Raw genomic sequence first — 23,540 nt, 5'->3', positions numbered from 1 at the left:
CGCCCTCCCGCCCCAGCCCCGGCCTCGCCTTTGCGAGCCGCACCGCCGCCACGCCCATGGCCTTCGTGCGAGCCATCGTGGCGGCCTACGCACGCTATGGCGTGAATCCGGCCACCGCCCTGCGCCAGGCACAGATCGCGCCGCAGCACCTGCGCGAGACGGCAAGCCGCGTCACGGCGGCGCAGTTCGAAGCGCTGTCGGCCCACGCGATGCAGGAGCTTGACGACGAGGCGCTGGGCTGGTTCGGCCGGCGCCTGCCCTGGGGCAGCTACGGCCTGCTGTGCCGCGCCTCGGTCACGGCACCGACGCTGGGCGTGGCGCTCAAGCGCTGGTGCCGGCAGCACCGGCTGCTCACCGATGACGTGCTGCTGCATCTGGAGGCGGACGCCACTGGCGCCACCCTGCGGATCGAAGAGCGCCGCGAGCTGGGCGAACTGCGCGAGTTCTGTCTCGTCACGCTGCTGCGCTACCTGCACGGCTTCGCCTGCTGGGCCATCGACTCGCGCATCGCACTGGGGCAGGTGGACTTCCCCTTCGCGGCGCCCGCACACGCGTCCGTGTACCCGCTGCTGTTCCCCGGGCCGGTACGGTTCGGCGCCGACGCGGCCGGCTTTCGCTTCGACGCGCAATACCTGGCGCTGCCGCTGGTGCGCGACGAGGCCGCCACCCGCGCCATGCTGCAGCGCGCATTGCCGCTCACGGTGCTGCAGTACCGGCGCGACCGCCTGCTGGTGCAGCAGGTGCGCCAGGCGCTCGCCGCACAGCCGCAGCAAACGCACAACGCCAGCGGCCTGGCCACCATGCTCGCCATGTCGCCGCGCACGCTGCACCGGCAGCTGCGCGAGCAAGGCGCGAGCCTGCAGGAACTCAAGGACGAGGTGCGCTGCGAACGCGCCAAGGCGCTGCTTTACCGCAGCACCAAACCGGTCAAGCAGGTGGCGGCCGCCACGGGCTTTCGCAACGAGAAGAGTTTTATTCGCGCGTTCCGGCAGTGGACGGGCGCGACGCCGGGGGAATTTCGGGAGGGGGTGGGGGCGTAGGCGACGCGTGGGGGGGCGTGCGACGGTAGCGGTCGAGAGAGACGGCTTTGCAGGGCGAATTCAACCGGTCATTGGAAACAACGCCTCGAACTTCTGAAGCCGGCCAAAAGCGGCCTATCATCCCAACTTCCGCTACGCGGACATCAACAATCTTTTTTAAGACTAGGTTAATGATGACAGTGGGCAGTTCAAATCGCTGTAGCCTGTCTCGCACGACTTCCAAAACCCGAGGCTGGATAGACCCCCTATGTCAAAGAATGAACCGCCGGGCAGCCGGCCTCCGGACCCAAAGCTAAACCGCATCCTGGCGTCACTTCCCGCCGAGGATTACAAACGCCTGCTGGCCGACCTGGAACTCGTTGAAATGCCTTTGGGCTGGACGATGTCCGAGTCCGGTGACCACGTGAACTATCTGCATTTTCCGACCTCCGGCATTGTCTCGCTAATCTATTCTCTGGAAGATGGCTCCTCGAGCGAAACGGCTCTGGTTGGCAACGAAGGGATGGTCGGCATCTCCATTTTCATGGGTGGCGAGAGCATGCCGACCAGCACGGAAGTGCAAAGCGCAGGTTACGCTTATCGAATTAGCCGCAAGATCATGAAACGCGAGTTCTCACTTGGAGGCCAACTGCAACATGTGGCGCTGTTGTTCACTCAGGCGATGATTGCCCAGACGTCGCAAACGGCCGTGTGCAACCAGCACCATTCTCTGGATCAGAAGATGTGTCGATGGCTGCTGATGACCCTGGATCGTTCCGATAGCAAGGAATTGCAAGTGACGCAGCAGGCGATCGGAAACTTGCTGGGTGTTCGCCGTGAGAGCGTGACCCAGGTTTTGGGCCAGTTCCAAACAGATCACTTGATCGAACGCGGTCGTGGTCGCATAACTGTGCTAAATCGCCCCAAACTTGAAAAGCGCGTGTGCGAATGCTATGGCGTGGTTCAGCACGAGTACGAGCGCCTGCTTCCGAAATACAAGTGAGCTTCAGGGAACCAGGCGTTGCGACGCGATCCCCCACGCCTACGCCTTGATTGGCGAGATGGGACTGTGCTGCGCTAACCCGTCCAGTTGGTGGTTTCCACCCCCGACAATCTTGAAAGCGTCGAACTCGCCAAGTCCGGGTCTATATGAACTGAGGTACTGCGTTCAGTCGGCCGCCTGTGAGATCGGCAATTACATCATCAAGAGAGGTCCGCAACAGTCCTCAATATCATCACCCAAAGTTGACCTTCCGCCCAAATCAAACGTTGGAAGTCATCTTTATGGCAACTGAATGGAGCATCCCTCCGGCAGGTTTGGGGCCATGGCCTGTCGGTGACTGCTAAAAATTGAATGTCCCTTGTCAGTCTGCTGCCGCCGTCTGCATCGCAGCGGCACCGGCCAATCGATCGGAGCCGTCGTGCGGCAGCTACCTGCCATCTACCTGACAGTTCGAGATCTGGCCAACCACGGAGGCACCGGCGGCTTTCAAGGCACAGGGGTCGCTGGCACTGGAAACGCGTGTCGGCCAGTCCGTTCACCCGCTTGAACGACCGCTATTCAACGAGGTCAACAGGTGCTGCCGACCCCAAGCAGACAATCCCGCACATTTCCCAAAGCGGTGCCTCAACGCGCCAGGGACATGGCATCCAGCGGACTGGCAGTTCTTGCACCGTGCGGATGTCGCTGCCCGCCTGCAAAAGCTGGGTGGCAAAGCTGTGGCGCAAGTTGCTTGATGGGAACCAAGCGCATGTTGGGGCGGTTGACTCCACGCCAATGAACACCAGGACGCCAATGTGGCGCAAAAAAAGCAAGGGGGAGTCCATCCCATCAATCAAGAGGGCGTCAAGTGAGGGAACGGCACTCCTGCGACCTAAATCAATCAGCAATGACCGACTCGAGGTCGTCGATCGTTCCTGTGCGATGATGCTGCGGACTTTGCAGAAGCGAGACCCGCTGCGCCAAGTCGGCGGTACCAATCAACCAACAATTTCGGAATTGGAGATCAACATGATCAAAGCGTCTACGGCCCCCTATGCGGCACTACTCCTGCGTGTAAGCTTGGGCATCATGTTTTTGGCGCACGTCGGCCTCAAGGTGTTCGTGTTCACCATTCCCGGCTTCGTCGGCTATTTTGGATCTCTCGGCTTGCCAGCGATTCTTGCTTATGCCGTCGTCGCGCTCGAATTCTTCGGTGGTCTTGCCCTGATCCTTGGCGTCTACGCTCCGTTGGTCGCGTTGCCTTTAGCCCTGGAGATGCTCGGCACAATCGTGTTCGCGCATGGCGCCAACGGGTGGCTGTTCACAAACAAGGGTGGCGGCTGGGAATTTCCGGCCTTCTGGATGGTCGGTCTGATCGCTCTGTACCTCCTTGGCGATGGCGCCATGGCACTCAAACCTGCCCAGCGAAACGCCACCTGAGCACTACCTAGCAGCTGGAGGTGGTCGCGCCTTCGAAGGTCCGCTTTTAGGCGGACTACTAGGGACCGCTCTTGGCCGAGAGCGCCAGTTCGCCGCTGCGTCAGGAAGCCGCCACCCGGAGAGCGAACCATTTCTACCGAAGCTCTGCTTGCGGGGATAACGCCGAAATCACACTATCGGCCAATTGCAGACTGCCGCCAGTGTCCGCTTACAGGGCGTCTCGCCAAGACCGTGCGCGGCCACGCATCACGTTCAACGCAGCGCTGGAGGCGGTTTGCATCTGAGGCCTTGAACCAAGCGGGCGCCGGCGTCGAAGCCGCGGCAAGCCCCGGAGGCGATCACGCCAGTGACGGCAAGCATCGCCGCTGTGTGAACGCCCACGGCCGCGAGCGCCAGCATCAGCGAGCCGGACGCGGTGCTCGCGCGGGCCGGTGCGCCTCCCATGCAAATCGGAATCAGCGCCGGCACCAGCATCAATCCCGAGCCGTGCACTGTGGACACCATGAAGGACCAGAGCGCCAGTCCGGCATGGCCCGCAGGCACCCGGGCCCGCCAAACTCTACGGCCCGACAGGCGATGCACCGCGACGACGACCAGCAGCGCGCCCGCCAGGGCTTGCAGCACGGCGCGATTTATCGCCAGGCCGTGTGCCAACGCGGCGGCCACGAGCGCGACCGATGCGACGTGCCCGACCGTAATCGGCACCAAGGCCCGCAGCGCCTGCGCCCGATCGCGCGACTGCAGCGCCCAGGCGGCGGCAGACATCCAGCCGGTGGCAGGGTTCAGCCCGTGAAGGGCACCGGCCCCTGCGACGGCCAGCCATGGCCAAAGGTGATGCATGACGTGCTCACGCGCTCAGGCCGCCCGCGCTTGCGGCGTGCATGACGTCCGAATGGCAGCACGAACCGGCTGTCGGCACCGGCTTCGCGACCGGCGCCGGCTCGTAGCGGTCGTGGTGGCGCACCCACTCCATGCCGTAGCTTAGATTTTCCTCATCGCGCCCCTTGGGCGTGAGGTCCATCAGGTTGTACGCGCCCATCATGACCTCCACGCCGCGGCCGTAGGTCGAGTAGGTGTGGAAGACTTCGCCTGCGTCGTCCTTGTAGAACACGCTGACACCCGGTGCCTCCTCTCCCTGGAAGGGCTGTGTTCCGAAGTTGTAGACGAGCTCGCCATTGGTTCTGTCTTGCGGCGTGAAGCTGACGCGAAAGTCGTAATTGAAGTCGCAGCCATTCGACGAAACCCACCTGAACTGCCATCCCATGCGTCGGCGAAAGCGTTGGATCTCGGCCAGCGCCGCGCGCGAAATGGCCACCAGCGTGATGTCGCGATGCGCCAGATGCACGTTCATGCCGTCGGTGTGGTCGGCCATGAAAGAGCAGCTCGGGCAACCCTGCTCCCAATCGGGGCCGAGCATGAAGTGTTGCACCAGCAGTTGGCGGCGGCCTTCGAAAAGATCGGAGAGCGTGCGCCGGCCCTCGGGTGCGTCGAAGACGTAGTCCTTCTCGACGCGCTCCCACGGCAGCGCACGGCGCTCGCGGGCGATCTGGTCGCGCAGGCGCGTCAGTTCCTTTTCGCGCGCCAGCAGCGTCTTGCGCTCGGCAACCCATCGCTCCTTTGACACGACGGGATGATTCACGGTGCTTGCTTCAACAATGGCGGTGTTCATGATGTGCTCCTTGTGTGTGATCACGACCTGACGCTTTGCGGACGACGCACGGCGCGGACCTTGCCGCTCGTGCCGCCACCGCAATAGAAGAGGTCTGCGCCGTCGGATTCGAGCCCGCTGACGCCGACACCGGCCGGCATCTCCAGCCGCTCGAGCACGGCGCCGCTTTGCGGGTCGATATGGCGCAGTTCGCTCTCGTCCCCTTCCCAGGTGCCATGCCACAGCTCGCCGTCGACCCAAGTCACGCCGGTGACAAAGCGGTTGGACTCGATGCTGCGGATGACCGCGCCGGTCGCCGGATCGATCTGGTGGATCTTGCGGTCGCGGTGCTGCCCCACCCACAGACTGCCCTCGGCCCAGGTGAGCCCCGAGTCGCTCCCATGGCCGGGTGACGGGATCGATGCCAGCACTTTGCCGGTGACGGGATCGATCTTGTCGATGCGCTGCTCGGCGATCTGATAGAGGTGCTTGCCGTCGAAGGCCGTGCCGGCGTCACAGGCGTGCTCCAGCGTGCGCGCGAGCGCGCCGCTTTCGGGATCGAAGGCGATCAGCCCGGCCGCGGTGGCGGCCCAGACACGCTGGCCATCGTAGGTCACGCCTGCGACGCCGTCGGCGCCGGCAAAGGGGCCGTACTCGCGAACGACTTCGGCCGCGCGCACCTTGGCCTCGGGTCTGTTTTTACCTGTCTTGGTGGTCATCGATTTCTCCTTGGGACGCGTCGCGGATCGGCGCAGTAAGGTAACTCTAGTCAATCGGCAGCGCAGCAGGGAGTAACAAGATCGTCGTGAATCCCACCAGCGGCGGCGCCAGCCAGCGACGTGCCCGGGCCCGCCCGATAGCACGCACGCGCCCTTCTGCTTCCAGCTCGGCGAGCGCGCGCTGCACGGTGCGCTGACTGGCACCCAGGGCCAGCGCCAGGGCCGAGGTCGACCAGGCCGCGCCGTCGCAGAGCAGCGCCACCAGCGCGGCCTGGTCGCCGGCGATGGGCGGCGCCAGCACGACCACATCGCGCGCGCCGCAGGGCTTGAGGACGAAGCCGCGCGTGGTGGCCTCGATCTGCGCCAGCGTCTTGACGAGCGCGCGCAGACGGCCGATCTCAACCCGCAGGCGCGCCCGATGCGTCTCGTCAGGGCGGCGGGTGCGGAACGCCAGCGCGATCAGGGCGTCCCGATCAACATCGCCAGGCCAGCCTTGCGCAAGCGCGAGCGCCAACGTGAACAACACCGGCCGGCGCGCCAGCGGCCGCCATGCGGCGCCGGCGCCCAAGCCCCGGCGGCAGGCGTCGACCACCAGCGCGTCCGAGGCGAGCAGCGCTGCGACCTCGTCGAGGCGCAGCGCCTGCTCGCCGTCGGTGTTGAGGCGCCGGGCGGCGGGACGATCGAGCGTGGCCCGCGCCTGCTCCACCTCGGCGAGGAGCGCCGGCACACGTGCTCGATCGGCGGCCTCTTGCGCACGGGCGAGCGCCGCCCGCGCCGGGACTATGCGCAGCGAACGCAGCGCCAGCTCGGCCGCCGTCAGTTCGGCCACCGCCGTCAGCAGGGGGGGCAGACCACGCGCATCAAGCAATGCCAGCGCGGCCTCGGCTTCGCCCAGGCGGCCAAGCAGCAAGAGCCGGCGCGCCGCGATGAGCCGCGCCTGCAGCGCATTGGCGTGATCGGCGTGCGCCTCGAGCGTGGCCGTCGCCGCCGCCAGCGAGCGCGGCGAGCTATCGAGGTCGCGCATGGCCAGCGCCACCTCGGCCTCAGCGACGATGCAGCGGGCGCGCGCCAGTTCTTCGTGGGCGCCAAAGCCACGGGCGGCGCGGCGTAGCAGCTCACGGGCGCGTGGGTGCTCGCCGAGCTGAGCCATGGCGATGCCGCGCAAGGCCAGCGCCGGCGGATCGTCGCGCAAGGCGACCCGCTTGAGAGCGCCTAGCGCGTCGCCGGCGGCGAGCGCACGCGCGGAGGCGGCGATCAAAGAGTCCATGACGACAGGCTACACCAGGCCGATGTCGCGCCGCGCTTGTGAGAGGTCCCGGGCGCTGGCGTGCGCGGCCACAGGTCGGGTCAAAGTTGCATATGCAGCCCCGACTTCGACCGCGACCGCGACCGCGACATTGAACGTCTGCTTTTGGCGGTCAAATCCGATGCGCTCGCTGGCAGCTTCGGGTCGGGCGTCCCCGTTCGCAGCCGGAAGAAGCTGACTCTGGCCGGTAGCCCGCAGCACGGTGGGCAGAAAGAATCATCGGCCCGACGGCGATTCATTGACTGGTTCCGGGATACAGCGGCCGGACGGCTGCACAGATGACGAACGGCAGGATCCTGCGGCAGCTGTCGTTCAACTGCCGGACCTGAGCGACAGCACCCAGTCTGCAGCGGTCGGCACCGCGGGATCAAGCGATGCTGCTCTTAATTTCATAGCTATTTCCCTAGACTGCATAAGGGCTACAGCCACTTTTCATATAAATTTTCGGAAACCTGTAGCCACAGCGGACTCGCACCGGGAACGTGCCGCCGCGCGAATGCGTTTGCTTTCCGCAGTGGCGGGAAAGTCCCCTTCGGGAGGTGAGGGACTGAAGCCGGCCAGCCATGGACCGGCTCCGGTCCATAAAATGACCAGCGCGGGCACATCCCTTGCGCCTGCCTGTTTCCTCTTATTGGTACCTCCATGGATGCATCCCCCACCAATGCCCGCCCTGTGCCGGGCAGCAAGTTCACCAGCCCGCAGGGCACCCGCGCGATCAAGGACGGCATCCGCCCGAGTGCGCTCAGCCGCGTGCCCGACGCCGCCCCCAAGCCGCCCTGGCTGCGCGTGAGAGTGCCGGCCGGCGCGAAGTACGAGGAAATCCGCGACATCGTGCACACCCACAAGTTGTCAACGGTGTGCGCCGAGTCGAAGTGCCCGAATATCGCCGAGTGCTGGGGACGCGGCACCGCGACCTTGATGCTGATGGGATCGGTCTGCACGCGCGCCTGCAAGTTCTGCGCGGTGAGCACCGGCAACCCGCACGGCTGGCTCGATCCGCTGGAGCCCGCGAGCGTCGCCGACGCGGTGGCGCTGATGAATCTGAAATACGTGGTGTTGACCTCGGTCGATCGCGACGACCTGCCCGACGGCGGCGCCGCTCACTACGCCGCCTGCATCCGCGCGATCCACGCGCGCATGCCGCAGACATCGGTCGAGGCGTTGACGCCGGATTTCGCCGGCCACCACGAGCAGGTTGCCACGGTGATCGATGCGGGATTGGCCACTTATGCGCAAAACATCGAAACGGTCGAGCGGCTGACCCATCCGGTGCGCGATGCGCGCGCAGGCTACCGGCAGACCCTGGGCATTCTCAAGTTTGCCAAGCGCCATGCGCCGCACACCATCGTCAAGACCAGCCTGATGCTGGGCCTGGGCGAGACCGACGCCGAGATCGACCGCACGCTGGACGACATCCGCGCGGCCGACGTGGACGTGGTGACGATGGGCCAGTACATGCGGCCCACGCACAACCACCTGCCGGTCGAGCGCTTTGTGACGCCCGGGCAATTTCAGCAGTACCGTGAGATGGCGCTCGCCAAGGGTTTCCTTGAGGTCGTTGCGGGGCCGCTGGTGCGATCGAGCTACCGGGCCGAGCAGGTGTTGCAACACAACAATGTGGGCCTGGCCGAAGGGATCGCCGACGGTATTCGCCAGACGGCCTCGATGCGCTGCTGACCCCGGTCAGCTCCAGGGAACAGCCCCGGCCAGCGTGGCCCTGACGCTGGCCTCGTCCATGGCGGCAAGCAACTGTTCCGCCTCGATAAGGCTGGTCGCATTGAGTTCATTTTTCAGCACCTCGTCGCCGCCAGTGCGGCTGAAAACGACCAGATAGCTGCCGTAGGATGCCTCCAGCAACGCGGCCTGCCACTGGTTGCCCTGTGCATCGTCGAAACTGCGCATGATGTATTTTCCAAAATCGGGATTCACAGGATAGCGTGCGGGCGCACGCCTTGCTGCCTTGGCCGGGGCCTTTACAAGCGAATCCTTATTCGGCTAAAATTTTTCCATGAAGCTCAAGGATGACGAAAAGCAGAGGGCGATCGCCGAGGCGACGTTCCGGCTTGTCGGCGAATCGGGTCTGGCCGCGCTGAAGATGTCGGACATCGCGCGCGCCGCGGGCATTGCCACGGCCACGCTCTACGTCTACCACCCGTCCAAGGACGAACTGCTGACGCAGCTCTACGAGCAGGCCAAGACCGCCACCGCCGCCCGCCTGCTGCGGGCCTACGACCCGAAGCAGCCGCTGCGTGCCAGGGCCAGAGCCGTCTGGCTCGCGATGCTGCACAACCGGCTCGCGCACTTTGCCGAAGCTTCCTTTCAGGAGCAGTTCGCCGCGTCGCCCTGGTTTCGCGAGCGCAGCCAGCGCATGGTCGCCTCCACCATGGGGGTGTTCTCCGAAGCGCTCGACGAGGGGCGCCGCCACGAGGTGCTCAAGAACGTGCCGGTCGCGCTGCTGGCGGCGAATTTCATCGCGTCCGTGCGCGAGGCGGCGCGCCTGATCCGCGCCGGCGAGCTGCCCGACGACGAGGCGAGCCGGGTGTCGGCTTTTTCCATGTGCTGGGATGCTCTCAAGGCCTGATTCCGGCATTTTTTGTCCTTTAACCAAACGGAGATTTGCCAATGAGTGCCACTGTTCTGATCACAGGTTGTTCCTCGGGCATCGGCGCGGCCACCGTGCGCCGGTTTGCCGACCAAGGCTGGAACGTTGCCGCGACGCTGCGAAACCCCTCGGCGGCCCGCTTCGAGCCAGGCGCGGGCCGTGTCGAGGCGTTCGCGCTCGACGTGACCGACCAGCGCTCGGTCGACGCGGCGGTCGCCCGCACGCTCGAGCGCTTCGGGCAGATCGACGTGCTGATCAACAACGCCGGCTACGGCCTGTTCGGCCCGTTCGAGAGCGCCACGCCGCAAGCGATCAGCCGCCAGTTCGAGACCAACGTCTTTGGCGTATTCGCCGTGACGCGCGCCGTGCTGCCGCACATGCGCGAGCGCGCCAGCGGGGTGATCATCAACGTGGCCTCGTTGACCGGGCTGGTGGCGATGCCGCTGTACTCGCTGTATGCGGCCTCGAAGTACGCGGTGGTCGGGTTCTCCGAATCGCTGAGCCACGAACTCGCGCCGCTCGGCATCCGGGTCAAGGTGATCGCGCCCGGCGCGGTGGCGACGGATTTCTCGGGCCGCTCGATGGCGCGCACCTTCGAGGGCGACGGCGGCCCCTACGCAGAGTCGATCCGCAAAGTCGTGGGCACCTTCGAGGCGAATCGCACCGCCGGCGGCGCCACACCCGAACGGCTGGCCCAGGCCCTGTACGACGCAGCGACCGACGGCAGCGCCCAGGTGCGCTACGTGGTGGGCGACGACGCGCTCGCCGTGATGCACTCGCGCAAGGAACTCGGCGAGGAGGCCCTGCTGGGGGCGCTCCGCCAGCGCTTTGGGTTGGCGCCCTGAAGCCGGCGCTGCTTCTGATTTAATAGCTTCCAGTCAAGGTCCCACAAGGGTTACGGCCACTTTTCATACAGATTCCTGGTCGCGACGCAAAGCGTCCACGACCAGCGCCAGGGCTGGTGAGGCACTGCGGCTGGCGTAGTACAGGTGGTACCCGGGGAACGTCGCGGCCCAGTCGTCCAGCACGGACACGAGGCGGCCCGCCACGATGTGGCCGTCGACGGTATCAACGGGAGCCCAGGCCAGGCCATGGCCGGCCAGCGCCGCGGCGATGACCAGGTCGCTGGCGTTGAACGCGAGCCGCCCCGACACATGGGCGTTGAGGCTGCGTCCGCGCCGCGCGAACTCCCATTTCAGCAGGCCGCCGTGGGACGGCAGGCGCAGCCCGATGCAATCGTGTTCGGTGAGGTCCTGCGGTGCATGGGGCCGCGGGTGGCGCGCGAAATAGTCCGGGCTGCCGATCACGGCCATGCGCATGTCCGGCGCCATGCGCATCGCGATCATGTCCTTGGCCACGTCGGCGCCCAGGCGCACGCCAATGTCGAAGCGCTCTGCCACGATGTCGGTGAAGCGGTTGTCGCTGCTGATCTCGACCTTGATATCGGGGTATCGGGGCAGCCACGGCAACAGTCTGGGCCAGACCAGCGTGCGCACGGCATGTTCGGTTGCCGTGATGCGCACGGTGCCGGCCGGCTTGCCGCGCAGCTCGCCCAGCACGGCCAGTTCGGCTTCGATGTCCGCCAGGCGCGGGCCCACCGTCTGGTACAGCCGCTCCCCCGCTTCGGTGGGCGAGACGCTGCGCGTGGTGCGGTTGAGCAGCTTCAGGTCGAGCCGGCGCTCCAGCGCGCGCACCGTCTGGCTGAGCGCGGGCTGCGACACGCCCAGTTGCGCGGCGGCGCGCGTGAAGCTGCCTTCGCGTACGACGCTTGCGAAGGCCGCGAGATCGTCAAATCGCGTCATTGATAAGTACTGCTTATAAGGTCATGTTGATCCAGTAGTCTAGTCATTCAATGGTTGCGTGACTACAGTTACCTCCATCGATTCATTTCAAGGACGTATCACGATGAAAACACGTCAACTGGGCCGCAGCGGCCTCAGCGTTTCTGAACTGGGCCTGGGCTGCATGGGCCTGAGCTACGGCTACGGGCCTGCCACCAGCACGGCTGATGCCGTCAGGCTGATCCGCGCCGCCTTCGAGCACGGAATCACATTCTTCGATACGGCCGAAGCCTATGGGCTCTTTATCAACGAAAGCGTGGTTGGCGAAGCGCTGAAGCCCATGCGCGACCAGGTCGTGATCGCCACCAAGTTCGGCTTTCGCGAGGGCGACACCGGCAAGGGCCTGGACAGTCGGCCCGAACGCATCCGGCAGGTGGCCGACGAGGCGCTTCAGCGCCTGCGCACGGATCGCATCGACCTGCTCTACCAGCACCGCGTCGATCCGCAGGTTCCGATGGAAGACGTGGCGGGCACGGTCAAAGAGTTGATCCGCGAGGGCAAGGTGAAGCATTTCGGCCTGTCCGAGGCCGGCATCGACAGCATCCGCCGTGCGCACGCGGTGCAACCGGTCGCGGCCTTGCAAAGCGAATATTCCCTGTGGTGGCGCGAGCCGGAGAAGGAAATCCTGCCGCTGCTGGAGGAACTGGGCATCGGCTTCGTGCCGTTCAGCCCGCTGGGCAAGGGCTTCCTGACCGGAGCCATCAACGAGCGCACTTCCTTTGGTGCCACCGACTTCCGCAACACAGTGCCTCGCTTCGCGCCCGAAGCCCGGCAGGCGAACCGCGCGCTGGTCGACGTGCTGGCCGGGATTGCGGCGCGCAAGCAGGTGACGTCTGCCCAATTGGCGCTCGCCTGGCTGCTCGCGCAAAAGCCGTGGATCGTGCCGATCCCCGGCACCACCAAGCTGCACCGTCTTGAAGAAAACGCCGGCGCTGCGGCGGTCGTGCTATCGCCCAAAGACCTGAAGGACATCGAGGCGGCCGTCTCGAGTGTTCCAGTGCAGGGTGCGCGCTACTCGGCGGATCGGCAAAAGCTCGTCGGCAGGTAAACGCGCCGCACGAAAAGATCACCGAGATGACAACCTGAAAGGAACCAACATGCAGCACATCACTTTAAACAATGGTCTTCAAATGCCGATCGTCGGCTTCGGCGTCTTCCAGATCCCGGACCCCGCGGAATGTGCGCGCTGTGTCGTCAACGCCATCGGAGCAGGCTACCGGCTGATCGACACAGCAGCCTCCTATATGAACGAGGAGGCCGTCGGCAAGGGGCTGAAGAACAGCGGTGTTTCACGAGACCAGCTTTTCGTTACTTCCAAGCTTTGGGTTGAGGACACAGGCTACGAGCGCACGCTCAAGGCGATCGACAAGTCACTGCGACGCCTGCAGCTTGATTACCTTGATCTCTACCTGATCCATCAGCCGTACAGCGATGTTCATGGCTCGTGGAGAGCGATGGAACAGGCCTATAAAGCAGGAAAGCTGCGCGCCATTGGCCTCAGCAATTTCCAGCCCGACCGCCTGATGGACATCATGGCCTTCAATCAAGTGAAGCCGGCGGTCAACCAGATCGAGATCAATCCCTTCCATCAGCAGGAAGAGAGCGTGACCTTCATGCGCGAGAACGGCGTGCAGGCTGAGGCCTGGGCACCATTCGCCGAGGGGCGCAACAACCTGTTCCAGAACGAAGACCTGGTGGCCGTGGCCGAAAAGCACGGCAAATCGGTCGCTCAGGTCGTCCTGCGCTGGCTTGTACAGCGCGGCGTTGTGTCTCTCGCCAAGTCGGTCCGAAAGGAGCGGATGGAAGAGAACCTGAACGTCTTCGATTTCACCATCGACGAAACCGACATGGCGCGTATCGCCAAGCTGGAGACGGGCACGAGCAGTTTCTTCTCGCACCGCGATCCCGCAATGGTTAAATGGATGAGCGAGCGGCGGCTCGATGTCTGAGAAATCGAGGCGGGATCGCAGCCAGAACGGAGTATCACCATGACCATGGTCTATCGGTATCTGGGCCGCAGCGCCCTCAAGGTTTCACCCCTGTGTCTGGGCGCGATGATGTTCGGCGGCGAGACCGACGAGGCAACGTCCAGGCGCATCATCGGCAAGGCGCACGACCAGGGCGTCAATTTCATCGACACGGCCGACGTCTATCACGCCGGGCGTTCCGAAGAAATCGTGGGGCGCGCCATTGCGGATCGGCGCGACCACTGGGTTGTCGCGACAAAGTTCGGCTTCCCGACTGCTCAGGGACCGAACGAGCAGGGTCAGTCGCGCAAGTGGATCATCCAGTCCGTCGAAGCGAGCCTGAAGCGTCTGGGCACGGACTACATCGACATCCTGTACTTCCATCGGGCGCTCGCCGACGCGCCTTTGGCAGAAGGCGTGCGCGCGATTGGCGACCTGATCCGTCAGGGCAAGGTCCGTTACTTCGGTGTGTCCAACTTCCGTGGCTGGCGCATTGCCGAAATCGCGCGCCTGGCCGATCAGCTGGGCATCGACCGGCCGGTCGCCAGCGAGCCGCTGTACAACCTCGTCGATCGCACCGCCGAGGTCGAGCAACTGCCGGCGGCGGCCCACTACGGCCTGGGCGTCGTCTCGTACAGTCCGCTGGCGCGTGGCGTGCTCAGCGGCAAATATGCGGTCGATGCGCCGCCGCCGGCCGACTCGCATGCCGGCCGCGGCGACAGGCGCATCCAGCAGACCGAGTGGCGAGCGGAGTCGCTCAAGGTGGCGCAAACCATCGCCGCCCACGCCGCGAAGCGCGGCACGACGTCGATTGCTTTTGCGCTTGCGTGGGTGCTCCAGAACCGGTTGGTGAGCGCCACCATCGCGGGCCCGCGCACTGAAGCGCAGTGGGACAGCTACGTCGAGGCCTTGACGCTGCAGCTCGGGCCGGACGACGAGAAGCTCGTGGACAGCCTCGTCGCACCGGGCCACGCTTCAACGCCGGGCTACACCGACCCGGGCTACCCGGTCGAAGGGCGGCGCACCGTCTGAAGACGCGAGCCACCCACGGATGCAAAACTCCCAGAAAAGCGGGCGCACCAAGCTGCGCCCGGCTTCAGCTCGCCAGAGCGGTCGGGATATGCAGCACCATGTGGTCGATCAGCGCGCGCACCGCGGGCAGCATGCCGCGCCGGCTGACGAAGACCAGGTGAATGACCTGTTCCGGGGTGCCCCATTCCTTGGCCACGCGCAGCAACGAGCCGTCCTCGAGTCCGCGCCACGCAATGCGCAGCGGCAGCAGCGCGATGCCGACGCCGCCGGCCACTGCGGCGAGTTGCACCGCGTAGTCGGAGCACAGCAGGCGCGGGCGGTGCACGATGCGCGTGCTGCGGCCCTCTGAGGCGGTCAGCGCCCAGCTCTGCTCGGCGCCTTCGCGCAGGCCGCCGATGGTGTCGAGCCCGGCGATCTGCGCCGGCTCCGCGATCAGCGCCTTGCCGTCGAGGTAGGACGGGCTGGCCAGCAGCACCATGCGCCCGGATGCGATGCGCCGCGTGACCAGGGCTGGATCCTCCAGCCCGCTTTCGCGAACCCGCAGCGCGATGTCGATGCGTTCTTCAATCAGATTGACACTACGGTCGGTCGACTCGATCTCGACGCGCACCTTCGGATATTCGCGCATGAAGCTGGCCACGATGCGCGCCAGGTAGAACTGCGCAATCGCCACCGGGCAGCTCAGGCGCACAGTGCCGGCGGGCGCCGAGCGCAACTGCTCGACCGCCTGCCGGGCCGCTTCGGCCTCGACCATCATGGCCGCGCAGTGCTCGTAGAAAATCCGCCCGGCCTCGGTGAGCGACATGCCCCGGGTACTGCGCTGCACCAGCCGCACGCCCATGCGTTCCTCCAGCAAAGAGACGCGCCGGCTGAGTTTGGACTTGGTGATGTGGGTGACCCGCTCGGCAGCGCTGAAGCCACCGTGCTCGACGATCAGCGAGAAGTAACGCAGGTCGTTCAGATCCATGTTGATCGTCTCAAAAATAGAACACTCTTATGCAATTTTGCCACCTTACCAAGGATTGTCGTCATCTATATCGTAGAGCCCATCCCAACCCGCTCCGGTTTCGGAGCATTACCTCAACGAAGGAATCACCCCATGGAACCCCGTCTGAACTTCTACAAAACCAATCCCGAAGCCATGAAGGCGCTGGGCGCGCTCGAGCAGCGCATCGCCAGGTGCGGTCTTGAAAAGCCGCTGGTCGAACTCGTGCGGCTGCGGGCCTCGCAGATCAACGGCTGCGCCTACTGCATGGACCTGCACAGCAGCGACGCGCTGAAGGCGGGCGAGGATGCGCGCCGCCTGGCCACGCTGTCGACCTGGCATGAGACGCCCTTTTTCAGCGACCGCGAGCGTGCCGCGCTGGCCTGGACCGAGGCGCTCACACGGGTCGCCGAAACCCACGTGCCCGACGCGGTGTGGGAAGGCGTGCGCCCGCACTTCACGCCCGAAGAGGTGGTCGACCTGACGCTGCTGGTGAGCACCATCAACACCTGGAACCGGTTCGCGATCGCATTCCGCAAGCTGCCCGCCTGAAGACGGCGAACACTTCGATCCACCGCATCGCCAGGAACCCTGCCATGAACAAGCCACCGCCGAAGCGTCTGCTCTACGCCGTGATCTTCGTGCTGACGATCACGGAGTTCCTGCAATCGGGCATGACTGCCTTCGCGGCCGCGCCGATCATGGGCGAAGTCGGCATGGGTCCGGAAGAGTTCAGCCTGGTCGCGGCCGTCTATGCCAGCCTGGCGATCCTGGCGATCTCGATGCAGCGCTGGTGGGTGGAGCGCATTGGCGGGCGCGCGTTCATCCAGCTTTCGGCCCTCGTGTCGATCACCGGCTCCTTGCTGTGTGCCACGAGCCACACCTACACCCAATTTCTGCTCGGGCGCGCCGTGATGGCGCTGGGCGGCGGCGCCTTCTTCACGGCCGGGCGCATGCTGATCCAGCACCGGCTCGCGGGGCCGCAGCGCTTCGTTGGCATCCGCAGCCTCGCGACAGGCGTGGCGTTTTCGATCGCTGCGGCGCCCTGGCTCGCCTCGGTGGCTGTGTCCGAAGACACCTGGTCGGCGATGTATGTCCTGGTTGCCGGGCTCGGGGTTTGCATTTTCGTGCTGGCAGGGCTGGTGCTGGACGGCGGGCCGCGCGATATTCCACAGCAACGCTCCCAGGTCTCGCCGTGGCAGCAGTTGCTTCTGCTCGGCGCCAGTTTCGCGCTCTTGTATGCGCTGCAAAGTCTCTACTACGACTTCTACGGCAACATCCCGGCGATCGCGCTCACGTTGACCGCCGCACTGGCCGGTTTGGGCCTGTACCTGCATCAGCAGCAGCACCATCCGCAGCCGCTGCTGCGCGTGCGCGAGATGTGGAGCGCGCGCTACCTGGGCGGGATGGCGGCCTTCGGGTTTGCCTATCTGATGCTCGGCGCCAACAACTACGTCGTCCCGATCATGCTGGAGCGCGCGCTCGGCTTCGCGTGGCAGACCGTGGGCGACGTCGAGGCGGTGGGCCTGGCGGCGGCGCTGCTGACCTGGTTCGTGGTGTCGCGGGTGCTGCCGCGCCACCCGTCGCCGCGCAAGTTCTTTGTGACCGGGTTCCTGGCGCTGGCGCTGTCGGGTGCGCTGCTCGCGCGGGTGGCCCCGGGCACCGATCTGTGGCTGCATGTACTGCCGGCGCTCGCCTTGAACAGTGTGTTTCTGCTCACCGTGTTGCCGGTGTCGGCGATGCAGACCTTCCGCGCGGTCGAGCATGACGAGTCGGTGTTCTCGCACGCGCAGCAACTCAAGAACATGATGGCGCAGGCCGGTATCGCGCTGGGCATTGCGCTGGCCGCCGTCGGCCAGCAATGGCGCGGCGCCATCCACTACGATGGACTCTCGGCCCACGTCAGCGTCCACAATCCGAACTTTGTCGCCACGCTCAAGCACCTGGAACAGATGCTCGGCGCAACGATGGCCCCCCCGCAGGCCGCACAGGTTGCGCTGGCAGAGGTAGCGCAGAGGGTGGCGCAACAGTCGACCCTGCTGGCCAGCATCGACCACTTTGGCATGATCGCGGCGCTCGGCGTGCTGGGCGTGCTCGTGACCCTGGTCCAGCGGGTCTTTCGCTGAGGGACTGCGGCGCCCGGCGACCCCTACCGCAGCAGTTCCGCCAGCTCTCCCATCGCCACGAACACATGCTGCGCTCCCGCGCCCCTGAGCGCCGCCGGCGCATCGTGGCCGGCCTGCGGCGGGCTGTAGCCGAACACGGTCGCGCCGGCCGCCACCCCGGCCGCGACGCCGGTCACCGTGTCCTCCACCACGGCGCAGCGCGCGGGCGCCACGCCCAGCGCGGCGGCGGCGGCCAGGTAGACGTCGGGCGCGGGCTTGGAACGGGGCAGCTCGTGCCCGCTGAAGATACGGCCTTCAAAGTACGGCATCAGGCCGCACTTCTCCAACTGAAGTTCGACCTTGAAGCGGTCGGCGCCGGAGGCGCAGGCGATGCGGCCCTTAAAGCGCTCGTGCAGCAGCGCCACGGCCGCCGCGGAACCCTCGATGGGCTGGAGGCGGCGCATCAGGCCGTCGTTGCGGCGCTCGCGAAAGCGCGCCATCCAGTCCTCGGACAGCGGCTGGCCGGTGCGCGCCTCGATCAGCGCGCGCTCGTCCTTGACCGCCTTGCCGACGAACAGGCGCATGCATTCTTCGGCGCTCAGACTCCAGCCCATCTCGCCCAGCATGTCGCGCAGCACGCCGTTGGTGATGGCTTCGGAGTCGACGAGCACGCCGTCGCAGTCAAACAGGATTGCTTCAAATTTCATAGCTATACGCGAAGAACCTGTATGGGCTACAGGCACTTTTTTCATATAAATTGTTTACAGGGCCACGCCGTCCAGATAGTACCAACGCCAGGCTTCGCGAACGAACCGGCTGCGCTCGTGCAGGCGCACCGCGCGGCCGGCGACGCGATGGCGCGCGACGAATTCGACCTCGGCGTCGTCGGCGTCCAGCAGGCGGCGCGAACGCACCTCCAACCCGAGCCACTGCGCGCCGGGTTCAAAGTCCAGCGTTGGCGGGCGGGTGCGGACGTGCCAGGTGGCGAGCAGGTAATCGGCGCGCTGCAACACAAAGGCGCTGTAGCGCGAGCGCATGAGCGACTCGGCGTCGGGCGCCGCAAGCCCCGCGTCCAGGAACCGGCCGCAGCAGGCCTCATGCGCGAGCGGGCGGCCGCGCGGGTCCAGCCGCCCGCACGGGCAAGCCGCGCCGGGCGCTGCGCGGCTCACGCCTTTTTGGCCTTGCGCTGCTCCAGCGTTTCGGTCGGCGCGCCCTGCTTCACCCACTCGGCGTAGCCGCCGTCGATGTGCGCCACGTTGGTCATGCCCATGTCCTGCAGCGCCTTGGTGGCCAGCGCGCTGCGCCAGCCGGCGCCGCAGAACAGGATGAATTCCTTCGACTCGTCGGCAAACAGCGGCTTGTGGTACGGCGAGGCCGGATCGACCCAGAACTCGAGCATGCCGCGCGGCGCGTGGTAGGCGCCGGCCACGGTGCCCGCGTTCAGTTCGCGCACGTCGCGGATATCGACGATTTGCACATGAGGGTCGCCGAGCCGGGCGCGCACCTCGGCCACCGAGTAGGTTTTGACCTGGGCCATGGCCTCGTCGACGAGTTGTTGGTAGCCTTTGGTGATGGGCATCGATGTTCTCCTGAAAATGATTCGAGGGGTATACCCCGAAACTGAAGAATAGCGGCAACGCAGGGCAAAAGGCCCCCCTGTCATTCCATAAATGGAATCAGATCAGGCCGATGTTGTAGCGATCGCTCATCAGCCGCGCGATGCGGTGCGCCTCGCCGCCGAAGCCCTTGGCCGTCATGGCGTCGCGGCTCGCAGCGTCCATCTGGGCCGTCATCTCGCGTGTCACCTCGCCCTGCACCGAGAAGCCTTCATCGACACGCGACGCCAGCGCCGCTGTGACCACAGGGGCACCGGCCACACCCGGCGTGGTGCAGCCGCCTAACATCCCGCCGGCGGGCAATGCCGCCAGAGTAGTGGCGGGCAGGAGGCGGCGTTTCCTGGCCCCCACGCTTGTCGCGGGGCGCGTACTGCGCGGCGCGGATGGGCCTTCTGCCACGGCGTGTCGGCGGCGAATGCGTTGCTGGTCAGGACGCCGGCGGCCGTGGTCAGGGCGAGCAGGCCAGAGTGGTTCGGACGGAGGGTTTCATGCGGTCTTCCTTGTGGTTTTGGCAGACCCCGCGGGGTGCCCGCGTACTCCAACGGCAGCCCCGATGCCGCGGACGACCGGCTTTACACACCCGATACATCAGGACCATCGCGATGCATCCGTCCTGGGGAACACCCCTGGCTAGGCGGTTGGCTCTGGCCGGATATTCTGGTTCAAGCGGAAGAAGTTGGCCGGGTCATACTTGCCCTTGAGCTCCCTCAGGCGAAGGTAGTTCTCGCCATAGGCCGCCCGGACGCGGTCCTCACCTTCGTCGCCGAGGTTGTTCGCATAGACACCTCCCGTCGCAAAAGGCTTGACGGCATTCCATGCGTCGCGCGCCCATTGGATAGCCGCATGCTCTTCAGATCGATCGTCCCAGATCGAAACGGGAAAGCAGTCATAGCGCGCATCGCGATTTGCATAGGGCGTTGCCAGCGCGGGAACTCGGGCAATGGCGCCTCCGACATGCTGGAACACGAGGAGTGAGCCAGCCGAGGGCGCACGCGCGTAGGCCTGCAAAAGGACATCGATCGCTGCGTCCGTGAGTTTGTCGAGAAATTGCGCCTTCCAGTAGTAGCGGCGTCCTCGCGGAAAGAGGCTGTCGCCACCGGACTGAATCTGAAGGTAGGGAACGAGAGTCAGCTTGCTTTCGACAGGGGCGCCGTATTCCAGCAGGGGCCGGACAACGCGCTCGCCGACCTCGTTCGCGCCGCAGTAGCAGGCCGTGATGTTGAAGAAGCGCTCGCCCGACGGTGCCGTCACGAGGGCGGCGTCCACACTGAGCTCCTCCGGAGACCGGGCGCAAAAATCATCGTAGAACCGCATCGCAGCGCGCGCACCGGTGTAGGGGTGGAGCACCGAGCCCACCAGCAGCGCAGGCCCGACCGGGTGGAGCTGGTATTCGAAGGCCGTGACGATACCGAAGTTGCCCCCGCCTCCGCGCAATCCCCAGAACAGATCCTCGTTCTCGCTGGCGCTCGCCCGCACCCTCCGGCCATCCGCCAGCACCACGTCGGCGGCCAGCAGGTTGTCACAGGCCAGGCCGTGTTTGCGCCCGAGCTTGCCGAAGCCGCCGCCCAGGGTCAGCCCGGCAATGCCGGTGTCGCTGTTGACGCCCATCGTCGTTGCCAGGCCATGGGCCTGCGTGGCGGCATCGAACTCGCCCAGGCTCAGACCGGCTTCGGCACGGACCCTGCGGCGCTGCGGGTCGACCGCAATGCGTTTCATGCGCGACAGATCGATCACGATGCCCCCGTCGCAAACCGACAGGCCGGCCACATTGTGTCCGCCACTGCGGACGGCCACGAGATGGTTGCGCGACCTGGCGAACGTCACGGCTTCGATGACGTCGGCAGTGTTGGCGCAGTACACGACCGCGGCCGGCCGCTTGTCGACCGCGCCATTCCAGACCTTGCGCGCCTCCTCGTAGCCGGGATCCTCCGGGAGGACCACGTCACCGAGCACTTTGCGTCGCAACAGGTCGACCTCTGCTGCCGGCCGATCGGATTTCTCCTTGAGGCTGTTGCCAGAATGACAGATGTCCATTGCCTTACCCTCCATTTTTCCGGGTTGGGCGGGGCCAGTCCCATCCAATGAGAACATCCTGTCACGCGCGCTCCCGCATGGCAAAATCAAAGAACTCAGCTGCAAGATGAGGAAAGCTCATCTACGTCAATGAGAAAACTGCCTCCTTTGCGATCTCTTCAGGCCTTCGAGGCTGCTGCCAGGCTTGGCAGTTTCAAGGCGGCCGCCGCTGAACTCCACGTGACGCCCACGGCCGTCAGCCACCAGATCCGGCTTCTGGAGGAGACCTGCGGCCAGCGCCTGTTTCAGAGGCATCCGCTGCCTCTGGTACTCACGGGCGCGGGGGTGCGGCTGTATCCGGCGCTGCGCAATGGGTTCGATGCACTCGTGGGCGCAGTCGCCTCGGTGGCCGGGTCAGGCGCACCAGCGCCGCTGCGCGTGACGAGCCCGAATGCGTTTGCGAGCCGCTGGCTGGTCCCGCGCTTGCCAGCGTGGCGCGAAAGATACCCCGACATCCCTCTGGAGATCATCGGAACGGATGCGATCCTGGACCTGAGATCCGGCGACGCCGACGTGGCGATCCGCTACGCCCGGACCATGCCGGCCGGGTTTGTCGTGCAGGAGATCTGCCGGGATACCTTTTTTCCGGTCTGCAGCCCGGCGCTGCTTGCCAGGGATGGACGCGCCATCGAGCGCGCCTCGGATTTGCTGCGCTTTCCCCTGATCCACTTCGACTGGACGAGTCGCGATGCGCAGGCACCGACCTGGCGGCAATGGCTGGCGATCGCGGGCATGGTCGATCCGAGCTTGACGGCGATCGACATGGCGTGGGCGCTCAGTTTTCGGGAGGAATTGCATGCCATCGACGCCGTGGTCGCGGGGCAGGGAATCGCGATCTGCAGCGATGTGGTGGTGAGCCACGAACTGAAATGCGGGACGCTCATCAAGGCACTGCCTCTGTCGCTGCCTGGATATGGCTTTTACCTTGTCTCGATGGCCCATCACGTGCGGCAAGCGGACATCGAGGCTTTTGCCGCCTGGATGGGTGCAGCGGACTGAGCAGAATCCGCATTACTCTCGTCAAGGATTGGCGCGAATCACAACGCGCGCTGGATGATGATTTTCTGCACGTCGGACGTGCCTTCGTAAATCTGGCACACGCGCACGTCGCGGTAGATGCGCTCGAGCGGAAAGTCGCTCACGTAGCCGTAGCCGCCCAAGGTCTGGATCGCGGCGCTGCAGACCTGCTCGGCCATTTCGCTGGCGAACAGCTTGGCCATGGAGGCCTCCTTGAGGCACGGGCGGCCCGCATCCCGCAGGCTCGCCGCGTGCCAGATCAACTGCCGTGCCGCTTCTATTTTCATAGCGCACTCCGCAAGCCGGAAGCCGACGGCCTGGTGATTGATGATGGAAGTGCCAAAACTCTCGCGCTCCTTCGCATAGGCCACGGCACAGTCGAAGGCGCTGCGCGCCATGCCCACGCTCTGCGCGGCGATGCCGATGCGCCCGCCCTCGAGCCCACCCAGCGCGATCTTGTAGCCCTCGCCCTCCAGTCCGATCAGGTTCTCGGCCGGAATGCGGCAATTGTCGAAGTTGATCTGCGCCGTGTCGCTGCTGTGCTGGCCCAGCTTGTCCTCGATGCGCGCGACCACATAGCCGGGCGCGTCGGTCGGCACCAGGAAGGCGCTCATGCCTTTTTTGCCCGCGCCCTTGTCGGTGACGGCGATGACGATGGCCACTTGGCCGTTCTTGCCGCTGGTGATGAACTGCTTGACGCCGTTGATGACATATTCATCGCCGTGCCGGGTCGCGGTGGTGCGCAGCCCCGACGCATCGCTGCCCACATGCGGCTCGGTCAGGCAGAACGCGCCCAGCATCCGGCCCTGCGCCAGCGGCGTCAGCCACTGCTTTTTTTGCGCCGCATTGCCGTAGCGCATCAGGATCGCGTTGACCGGGCAATTCGTGACGGAAATCGCCGTGCTGGTGCCGCCGTCGCCGGCCGCAATTTCCTCCAGCACGAGCGCCAGCGCCACGTAATCCAGATGGGCGCCGCCGAACTCCTCGGGCACGCAGATGCCGTAGACGCCGAGCTCGGCCAGACCCTGGTGCGCTGCCTTCGGGAAGTGATGCGCCTTGTCCCACGCCGGCGCGTTGGGCCACAACTGTTCCTGGGCAAACGCGCGCACGGCGTCGCGAATCATTTCCTGGTCGGAGGTCAATAGCATGGTGCGGGGCGTTGGTGTTGACGTATGTTTCAATTATGCT

At 65.5% G+C, this 23,540-nt stretch carries 25 protein-coding genes; 12 read left to right on the top strand and 13 right to left on the bottom strand.

Annotated features, from left to right (window positions below; genetic code table 11):
• Positions 1-56 precede the first annotated feature (56 nt).
• The 3 genes from EUB48_RS02145 to EUB48_RS21895 all read left to right on the top strand — a co-directional run bounded on the left by EUB48_RS02145 (position 57) and on the right by EUB48_RS21895 (position 3,441).
• Positions 57-1,040: an AraC family transcriptional regulator gene (locus EUB48_RS02145; protein ID WP_142821050.1), complete on the top strand. Its 984-nt coding sequence runs from the start codon at positions 57-59 to the stop codon at positions 1,038-1,040.
• 247 nt (positions 1,041-1,287) lie between these two features.
• The gene (locus EUB48_RS02140; protein WP_142817407.1) at positions 1,288-2,022 is read left to right on the top strand and encodes a Crp/Fnr family transcriptional regulator; all 735 of its coding nucleotides are present in this window, start codon (positions 1,288-1,290) and stop codon (positions 2,020-2,022) included.
• Positions 2,023-2,700: 678 nt separating this feature from the next.
• Positions 2,701-3,441, top strand: a complete 741-nt coding sequence (locus tag EUB48_RS21895) for a DoxX family protein (RefSeq protein WP_338052415.1) — start codon at positions 2,701-2,703, stop codon at positions 3,439-3,441.
• A gap of 252 nt (positions 3,442-3,693) precedes the next feature.
• Here EUB48_RS21895 and EUB48_RS02125 read toward each other — a convergent pair whose 3' ends face one another.
• The 4 genes from EUB48_RS02125 to EUB48_RS02110 are packed head-to-tail and all read right to left on the bottom strand — an operon-like array spanning position 3,694 to position 7,075.
• Positions 3,694-4,281: a hypothetical protein gene (locus EUB48_RS02125; RefSeq protein ID WP_142817406.1), complete on the bottom strand. Its 588-nt coding sequence runs from the start codon at positions 4,279-4,281 to the stop codon at positions 3,694-3,696.
• 7 nt (positions 4,282-4,288) lie between these two features.
• Positions 4,289-5,110 (bottom strand): DUF899 domain-containing protein, encoded by an 822-nt coding sequence (locus tag EUB48_RS02120; protein ID WP_142817405.1) that lies wholly within the window; start codon positions 5,108-5,110, stop codon positions 4,289-4,291.
• Between the two features lie 20 nt (positions 5,111-5,130).
• Positions 5,131-5,808, bottom strand: a complete 678-nt coding sequence (locus EUB48_RS02115) for a Vgb family protein (RefSeq protein ID WP_142817404.1) — start codon at positions 5,806-5,808, stop codon at positions 5,131-5,133.
• A gap of 46 nt (positions 5,809-5,854) precedes the next feature.
• A complete protein-coding gene (locus EUB48_RS02110) occupies positions 5,855-7,075 on the bottom strand; it encodes a helix-turn-helix domain-containing protein (RefSeq protein ID WP_142817403.1) in 1,221 nt (406 codons plus the stop codon).
• 681 nt (positions 7,076-7,756) lie between these two features.
• On the opposite strand from EUB48_RS02110, the gene lipA reads away from it, so the two are divergent.
• Positions 7,757-8,791: a lipoyl synthase gene (gene lipA / locus EUB48_RS02105; protein WP_142817402.1), complete on the top strand. Its 1,035-nt coding sequence runs from the start codon at positions 7,757-7,759 to the stop codon at positions 8,789-8,791.
• 6 nt (positions 8,792-8,797) lie between these two features.
• Here the strand turns inward: lipA and EUB48_RS02100 are convergent, their stop codons facing one another.
• Positions 8,798-9,016 carry a hypothetical protein gene (locus EUB48_RS02100; RefSeq protein WP_142817401.1) on the bottom strand — a complete coding sequence of 73 codons (219 nt, stop codon included), beginning with the start codon at positions 9,014-9,016 and terminating at the stop codon, positions 8,798-8,800.
• 106 nt (positions 9,017-9,122) lie between these two features.
• Here EUB48_RS02100 and EUB48_RS02095 point away from each other — a divergent pair, with 106 nt between their 5' ends.
• Positions 9,123-9,695: a TetR/AcrR family transcriptional regulator gene (locus EUB48_RS02095; RefSeq protein ID WP_142817400.1), complete on the top strand. Its 573-nt coding sequence runs from the start codon at positions 9,123-9,125 to the stop codon at positions 9,693-9,695.
• 41 nt (positions 9,696-9,736) lie between these two features.
• Positions 9,737-10,561, top strand: a complete 825-nt coding sequence (locus EUB48_RS02090; RefSeq protein WP_142817399.1) for an SDR family oxidoreductase — start codon at positions 9,737-9,739, stop codon at positions 10,559-10,561.
• 63 nt (positions 10,562-10,624) lie between these two features.
• Here EUB48_RS02090 and EUB48_RS02085 read toward each other — a convergent pair whose 3' ends face one another.
• Positions 10,625-11,518 carry a LysR family transcriptional regulator gene (locus EUB48_RS02085; protein ID WP_142817398.1) on the bottom strand — a complete coding sequence of 298 codons (894 nt, stop codon included), beginning with the start codon at positions 11,516-11,518 and terminating at the stop codon, positions 10,625-10,627.
• A gap of 103 nt (positions 11,519-11,621) precedes the next feature.
• On the opposite strand from EUB48_RS02085, the gene EUB48_RS02080 reads away from it, so the two are divergent.
• The 3 genes from EUB48_RS02080 to EUB48_RS02070 are packed head-to-tail and all read left to right on the top strand — an operon-like array spanning position 11,622 to position 14,556.
• Entirely contained in the window at positions 11,622-12,605 is a 984-nt protein-coding gene (locus EUB48_RS02080) for an aldo/keto reductase (RefSeq protein WP_142817397.1), read from the top strand.
• 49 nt (positions 12,606-12,654) lie between these two features.
• Complete coding sequence (locus EUB48_RS02075; RefSeq protein ID WP_142817396.1) at positions 12,655-13,506, top strand: aldo/keto reductase; 852 nt, start codon at positions 12,655-12,657, stop codon at positions 13,504-13,506.
• A 45-nt stretch (positions 13,507-13,551) separates the two neighbouring features.
• Positions 13,552-14,556, top strand: a complete 1,005-nt coding sequence (locus EUB48_RS02070; protein ID WP_142821049.1) for an aldo/keto reductase — start codon at positions 13,552-13,554, stop codon at positions 14,554-14,556.
• Between the two features lie 64 nt (positions 14,557-14,620).
• Here the strand turns inward: EUB48_RS02070 and EUB48_RS02065 are convergent, their stop codons facing one another.
• Positions 14,621-15,523 (bottom strand): LysR family transcriptional regulator, encoded by a 903-nt coding sequence (locus EUB48_RS02065; RefSeq protein WP_142817395.1) that lies wholly within the window; start codon positions 15,521-15,523, stop codon positions 14,621-14,623.
• Between the two features lie 132 nt (positions 15,524-15,655).
• On the opposite strand from EUB48_RS02065, the gene EUB48_RS02060 reads away from it, so the two are divergent.
• Together EUB48_RS02060 and EUB48_RS02055 are read left to right on the top strand one after the other, a co-directional pair.
• Complete coding sequence (locus tag EUB48_RS02060; RefSeq protein ID WP_142817394.1) at positions 15,656-16,093, top strand: carboxymuconolactone decarboxylase family protein; 438 nt, start codon at positions 15,656-15,658, stop codon at positions 16,091-16,093.
• 44 nt (positions 16,094-16,137) lie between these two features.
• Positions 16,138-17,667: an MFS transporter gene (locus tag EUB48_RS02055; RefSeq protein WP_142817393.1), complete on the top strand. Its 1,530-nt coding sequence runs from the start codon at positions 16,138-16,140 to the stop codon at positions 17,665-17,667.
• 23 nt (positions 17,668-17,690) lie between these two features.
• Here EUB48_RS02055 and EUB48_RS02050 read toward each other — a convergent pair whose 3' ends face one another.
• The 5 genes from EUB48_RS02050 to EUB48_RS02030 all read right to left on the bottom strand — a co-directional run bounded on the left by EUB48_RS02050 (position 17,691) and on the right by EUB48_RS02030 (position 21,296).
• The gene (locus EUB48_RS02050) at positions 17,691-18,353 is read right to left on the bottom strand and encodes an HAD family hydrolase (RefSeq protein ID WP_142817392.1); all 663 of its coding nucleotides are present in this window, start codon (positions 18,351-18,353) and stop codon (positions 17,691-17,693) included.
• Positions 18,354-18,407: 54 nt separating this feature from the next.
• Complete coding sequence (locus tag EUB48_RS02045) at positions 18,408-18,815, bottom strand: YchJ family protein (RefSeq protein ID WP_142817391.1); 408 nt, start codon at positions 18,813-18,815, stop codon at positions 18,408-18,410.
• The gene (locus tag EUB48_RS02040; protein ID WP_077564405.1) at positions 18,812-19,225 is read right to left on the bottom strand and encodes a rhodanese-like domain-containing protein; all 414 of its coding nucleotides are present in this window, start codon (positions 19,223-19,225) and stop codon (positions 18,812-18,814) included. The genes EUB48_RS02045 and EUB48_RS02040 overlap by 4 nt, the downstream gene beginning before the upstream one ends.
• A 97-nt stretch (positions 19,226-19,322) precedes the next feature.
• Positions 19,323-19,550: a hypothetical protein gene (locus EUB48_RS02035; RefSeq protein ID WP_142817390.1), complete on the bottom strand. Its 228-nt coding sequence runs from the start codon at positions 19,548-19,550 to the stop codon at positions 19,323-19,325.
• Between the two features lie 342 nt (positions 19,551-19,892).
• A complete protein-coding gene (locus EUB48_RS02030; RefSeq protein WP_142817389.1) occupies positions 19,893-21,296 on the bottom strand; it encodes an FAD-binding oxidoreductase in 1,404 nt (467 codons plus the stop codon).
• A 147-nt stretch (positions 21,297-21,443) separates the two neighbouring features.
• Here EUB48_RS02030 and EUB48_RS02025 point away from each other — a divergent pair, with 147 nt between their 5' ends.
• Positions 21,444-22,334 carry a LysR substrate-binding domain-containing protein gene (locus tag EUB48_RS02025; protein WP_244618300.1) on the top strand — a complete coding sequence of 297 codons (891 nt, stop codon included), beginning with the start codon at positions 21,444-21,446 and terminating at the stop codon, positions 22,332-22,334.
• A gap of 38 nt (positions 22,335-22,372) precedes the next feature.
• On the opposite strand, the gene EUB48_RS02020 is transcribed toward EUB48_RS02025, so the two are convergent.
• Complete coding sequence (locus EUB48_RS02020; protein WP_142817387.1) at positions 22,373-23,500, bottom strand: acyl-CoA dehydrogenase family protein; 1,128 nt, start codon at positions 23,498-23,500, stop codon at positions 22,373-22,375.
• Between the last annotated feature and the right edge of the window lie 40 nt (positions 23,501-23,540).

It is taken from the genome of Rhodoferax sediminis (genome assembly GCF_006970865.1).
Lineage (GTDB): Bacteria > Pseudomonadota > Gammaproteobacteria > Burkholderiales > Burkholderiaceae_C > Rhodoferax_A > Rhodoferax_A sediminis.
The sequence above is the reverse complement of the archived record's forward strand: the minus strand, read 5'-3'. Positions and strand labels throughout refer to the sequence as shown.

Bases quoted from the DNA above. Each gene is read 5' to 3' on its own strand.
- EUB48_RS02145 (WP_142821050.1), top strand. From the start codon at position 57: ATGGCCTTCGTGCGAGCCATCGTGGCGGCCTACGCACGCTATGGCGTG.
- EUB48_RS02140 (WP_142817407.1), top strand. From the start codon at position 1,288: ATGTCAAAGAATGAACCGCCGGGCAGCCGGCCTCCGGACCCAAAGCTA.
- EUB48_RS21895 (WP_338052415.1), top strand. From the start codon at position 2,701: ATGTCGCTGCCCGCCTGCAAAAGCTGGGTGGCAAAGCTGTGGCGCAAG.
- EUB48_RS02125 (WP_142817406.1), bottom strand. From the start codon at position 4,281: ATGCATCACCTTTGGCCATGGCTGGCCGTCGCAGGGGCCGGTGCCCTT.
- EUB48_RS02120 (WP_142817405.1), bottom strand. From the start codon at position 5,110: ATGAACACCGCCATTGTTGAAGCAAGCACCGTGAATCATCCCGTCGTG.
- EUB48_RS02115 (WP_142817404.1), bottom strand. From the start codon at position 5,808: ATGACCACCAAGACAGGTAAAAACAGACCCGAGGCCAAGGTGCGCGCG.
- EUB48_RS02110 (WP_142817403.1), bottom strand. From the start codon at position 7,075: ATGGACTCTTTGATCGCCGCCTCCGCGCGTGCGCTCGCCGCCGGCGAC.
- lipA (WP_142817402.1), top strand. From the start codon at position 7,757: ATGGATGCATCCCCCACCAATGCCCGCCCTGTGCCGGGCAGCAAGTTC.
- EUB48_RS02100 (WP_142817401.1), bottom strand. From the start codon at position 9,016: ATGCGCAGTTTCGACGATGCACAGGGCAACCAGTGGCAGGCCGCGTTG.
- EUB48_RS02095 (WP_142817400.1), top strand. From the start codon at position 9,123: ATGAAGCTCAAGGATGACGAAAAGCAGAGGGCGATCGCCGAGGCGACG.
- EUB48_RS02090 (WP_142817399.1), top strand. From the start codon at position 9,737: ATGAGTGCCACTGTTCTGATCACAGGTTGTTCCTCGGGCATCGGCGCG.
- EUB48_RS02085 (WP_142817398.1), bottom strand. From the start codon at position 11,518: ATGACGCGATTTGACGATCTCGCGGCCTTCGCAAGCGTCGTACGCGAA.
- EUB48_RS02080 (WP_142817397.1), top strand. From the start codon at position 11,622: ATGAAAACACGTCAACTGGGCCGCAGCGGCCTCAGCGTTTCTGAACTG.
- EUB48_RS02075 (WP_142817396.1), top strand. From the start codon at position 12,655: ATGCAGCACATCACTTTAAACAATGGTCTTCAAATGCCGATCGTCGGC.
- EUB48_RS02070 (WP_142821049.1), top strand. From the start codon at position 13,552: ATGGTCTATCGGTATCTGGGCCGCAGCGCCCTCAAGGTTTCACCCCTG.
- EUB48_RS02065 (WP_142817395.1), bottom strand. From the start codon at position 15,523: ATGGATCTGAACGACCTGCGTTACTTCTCGCTGATCGTCGAGCACGGT.
- EUB48_RS02060 (WP_142817394.1), top strand. From the start codon at position 15,656: ATGGAACCCCGTCTGAACTTCTACAAAACCAATCCCGAAGCCATGAAG.
- EUB48_RS02055 (WP_142817393.1), top strand. From the start codon at position 16,138: ATGAACAAGCCACCGCCGAAGCGTCTGCTCTACGCCGTGATCTTCGTG.
- EUB48_RS02050 (WP_142817392.1), bottom strand. From the start codon at position 18,353: ATGAAATTTGAAGCAATCCTGTTTGACTGCGACGGCGTGCTCGTCGAC.
- EUB48_RS02040 (WP_077564405.1), bottom strand. From the start codon at position 19,225: ATGCCCATCACCAAAGGCTACCAACAACTCGTCGACGAGGCCATGGCC.
- EUB48_RS02035 (WP_142817390.1), bottom strand. From the start codon at position 19,550: ATGTTAGGCGGCTGCACCACGCCGGGTGTGGCCGGTGCCCCTGTGGTC.
- EUB48_RS02030 (WP_142817389.1), bottom strand. From the start codon at position 21,296: ATGGACATCTGTCATTCTGGCAACAGCCTCAAGGAGAAATCCGATCGG.
- EUB48_RS02020 (WP_142817387.1), bottom strand. From the start codon at position 23,500: ATGCTATTGACCTCCGACCAGGAAATGATTCGCGACGCCGTGCGCGCG.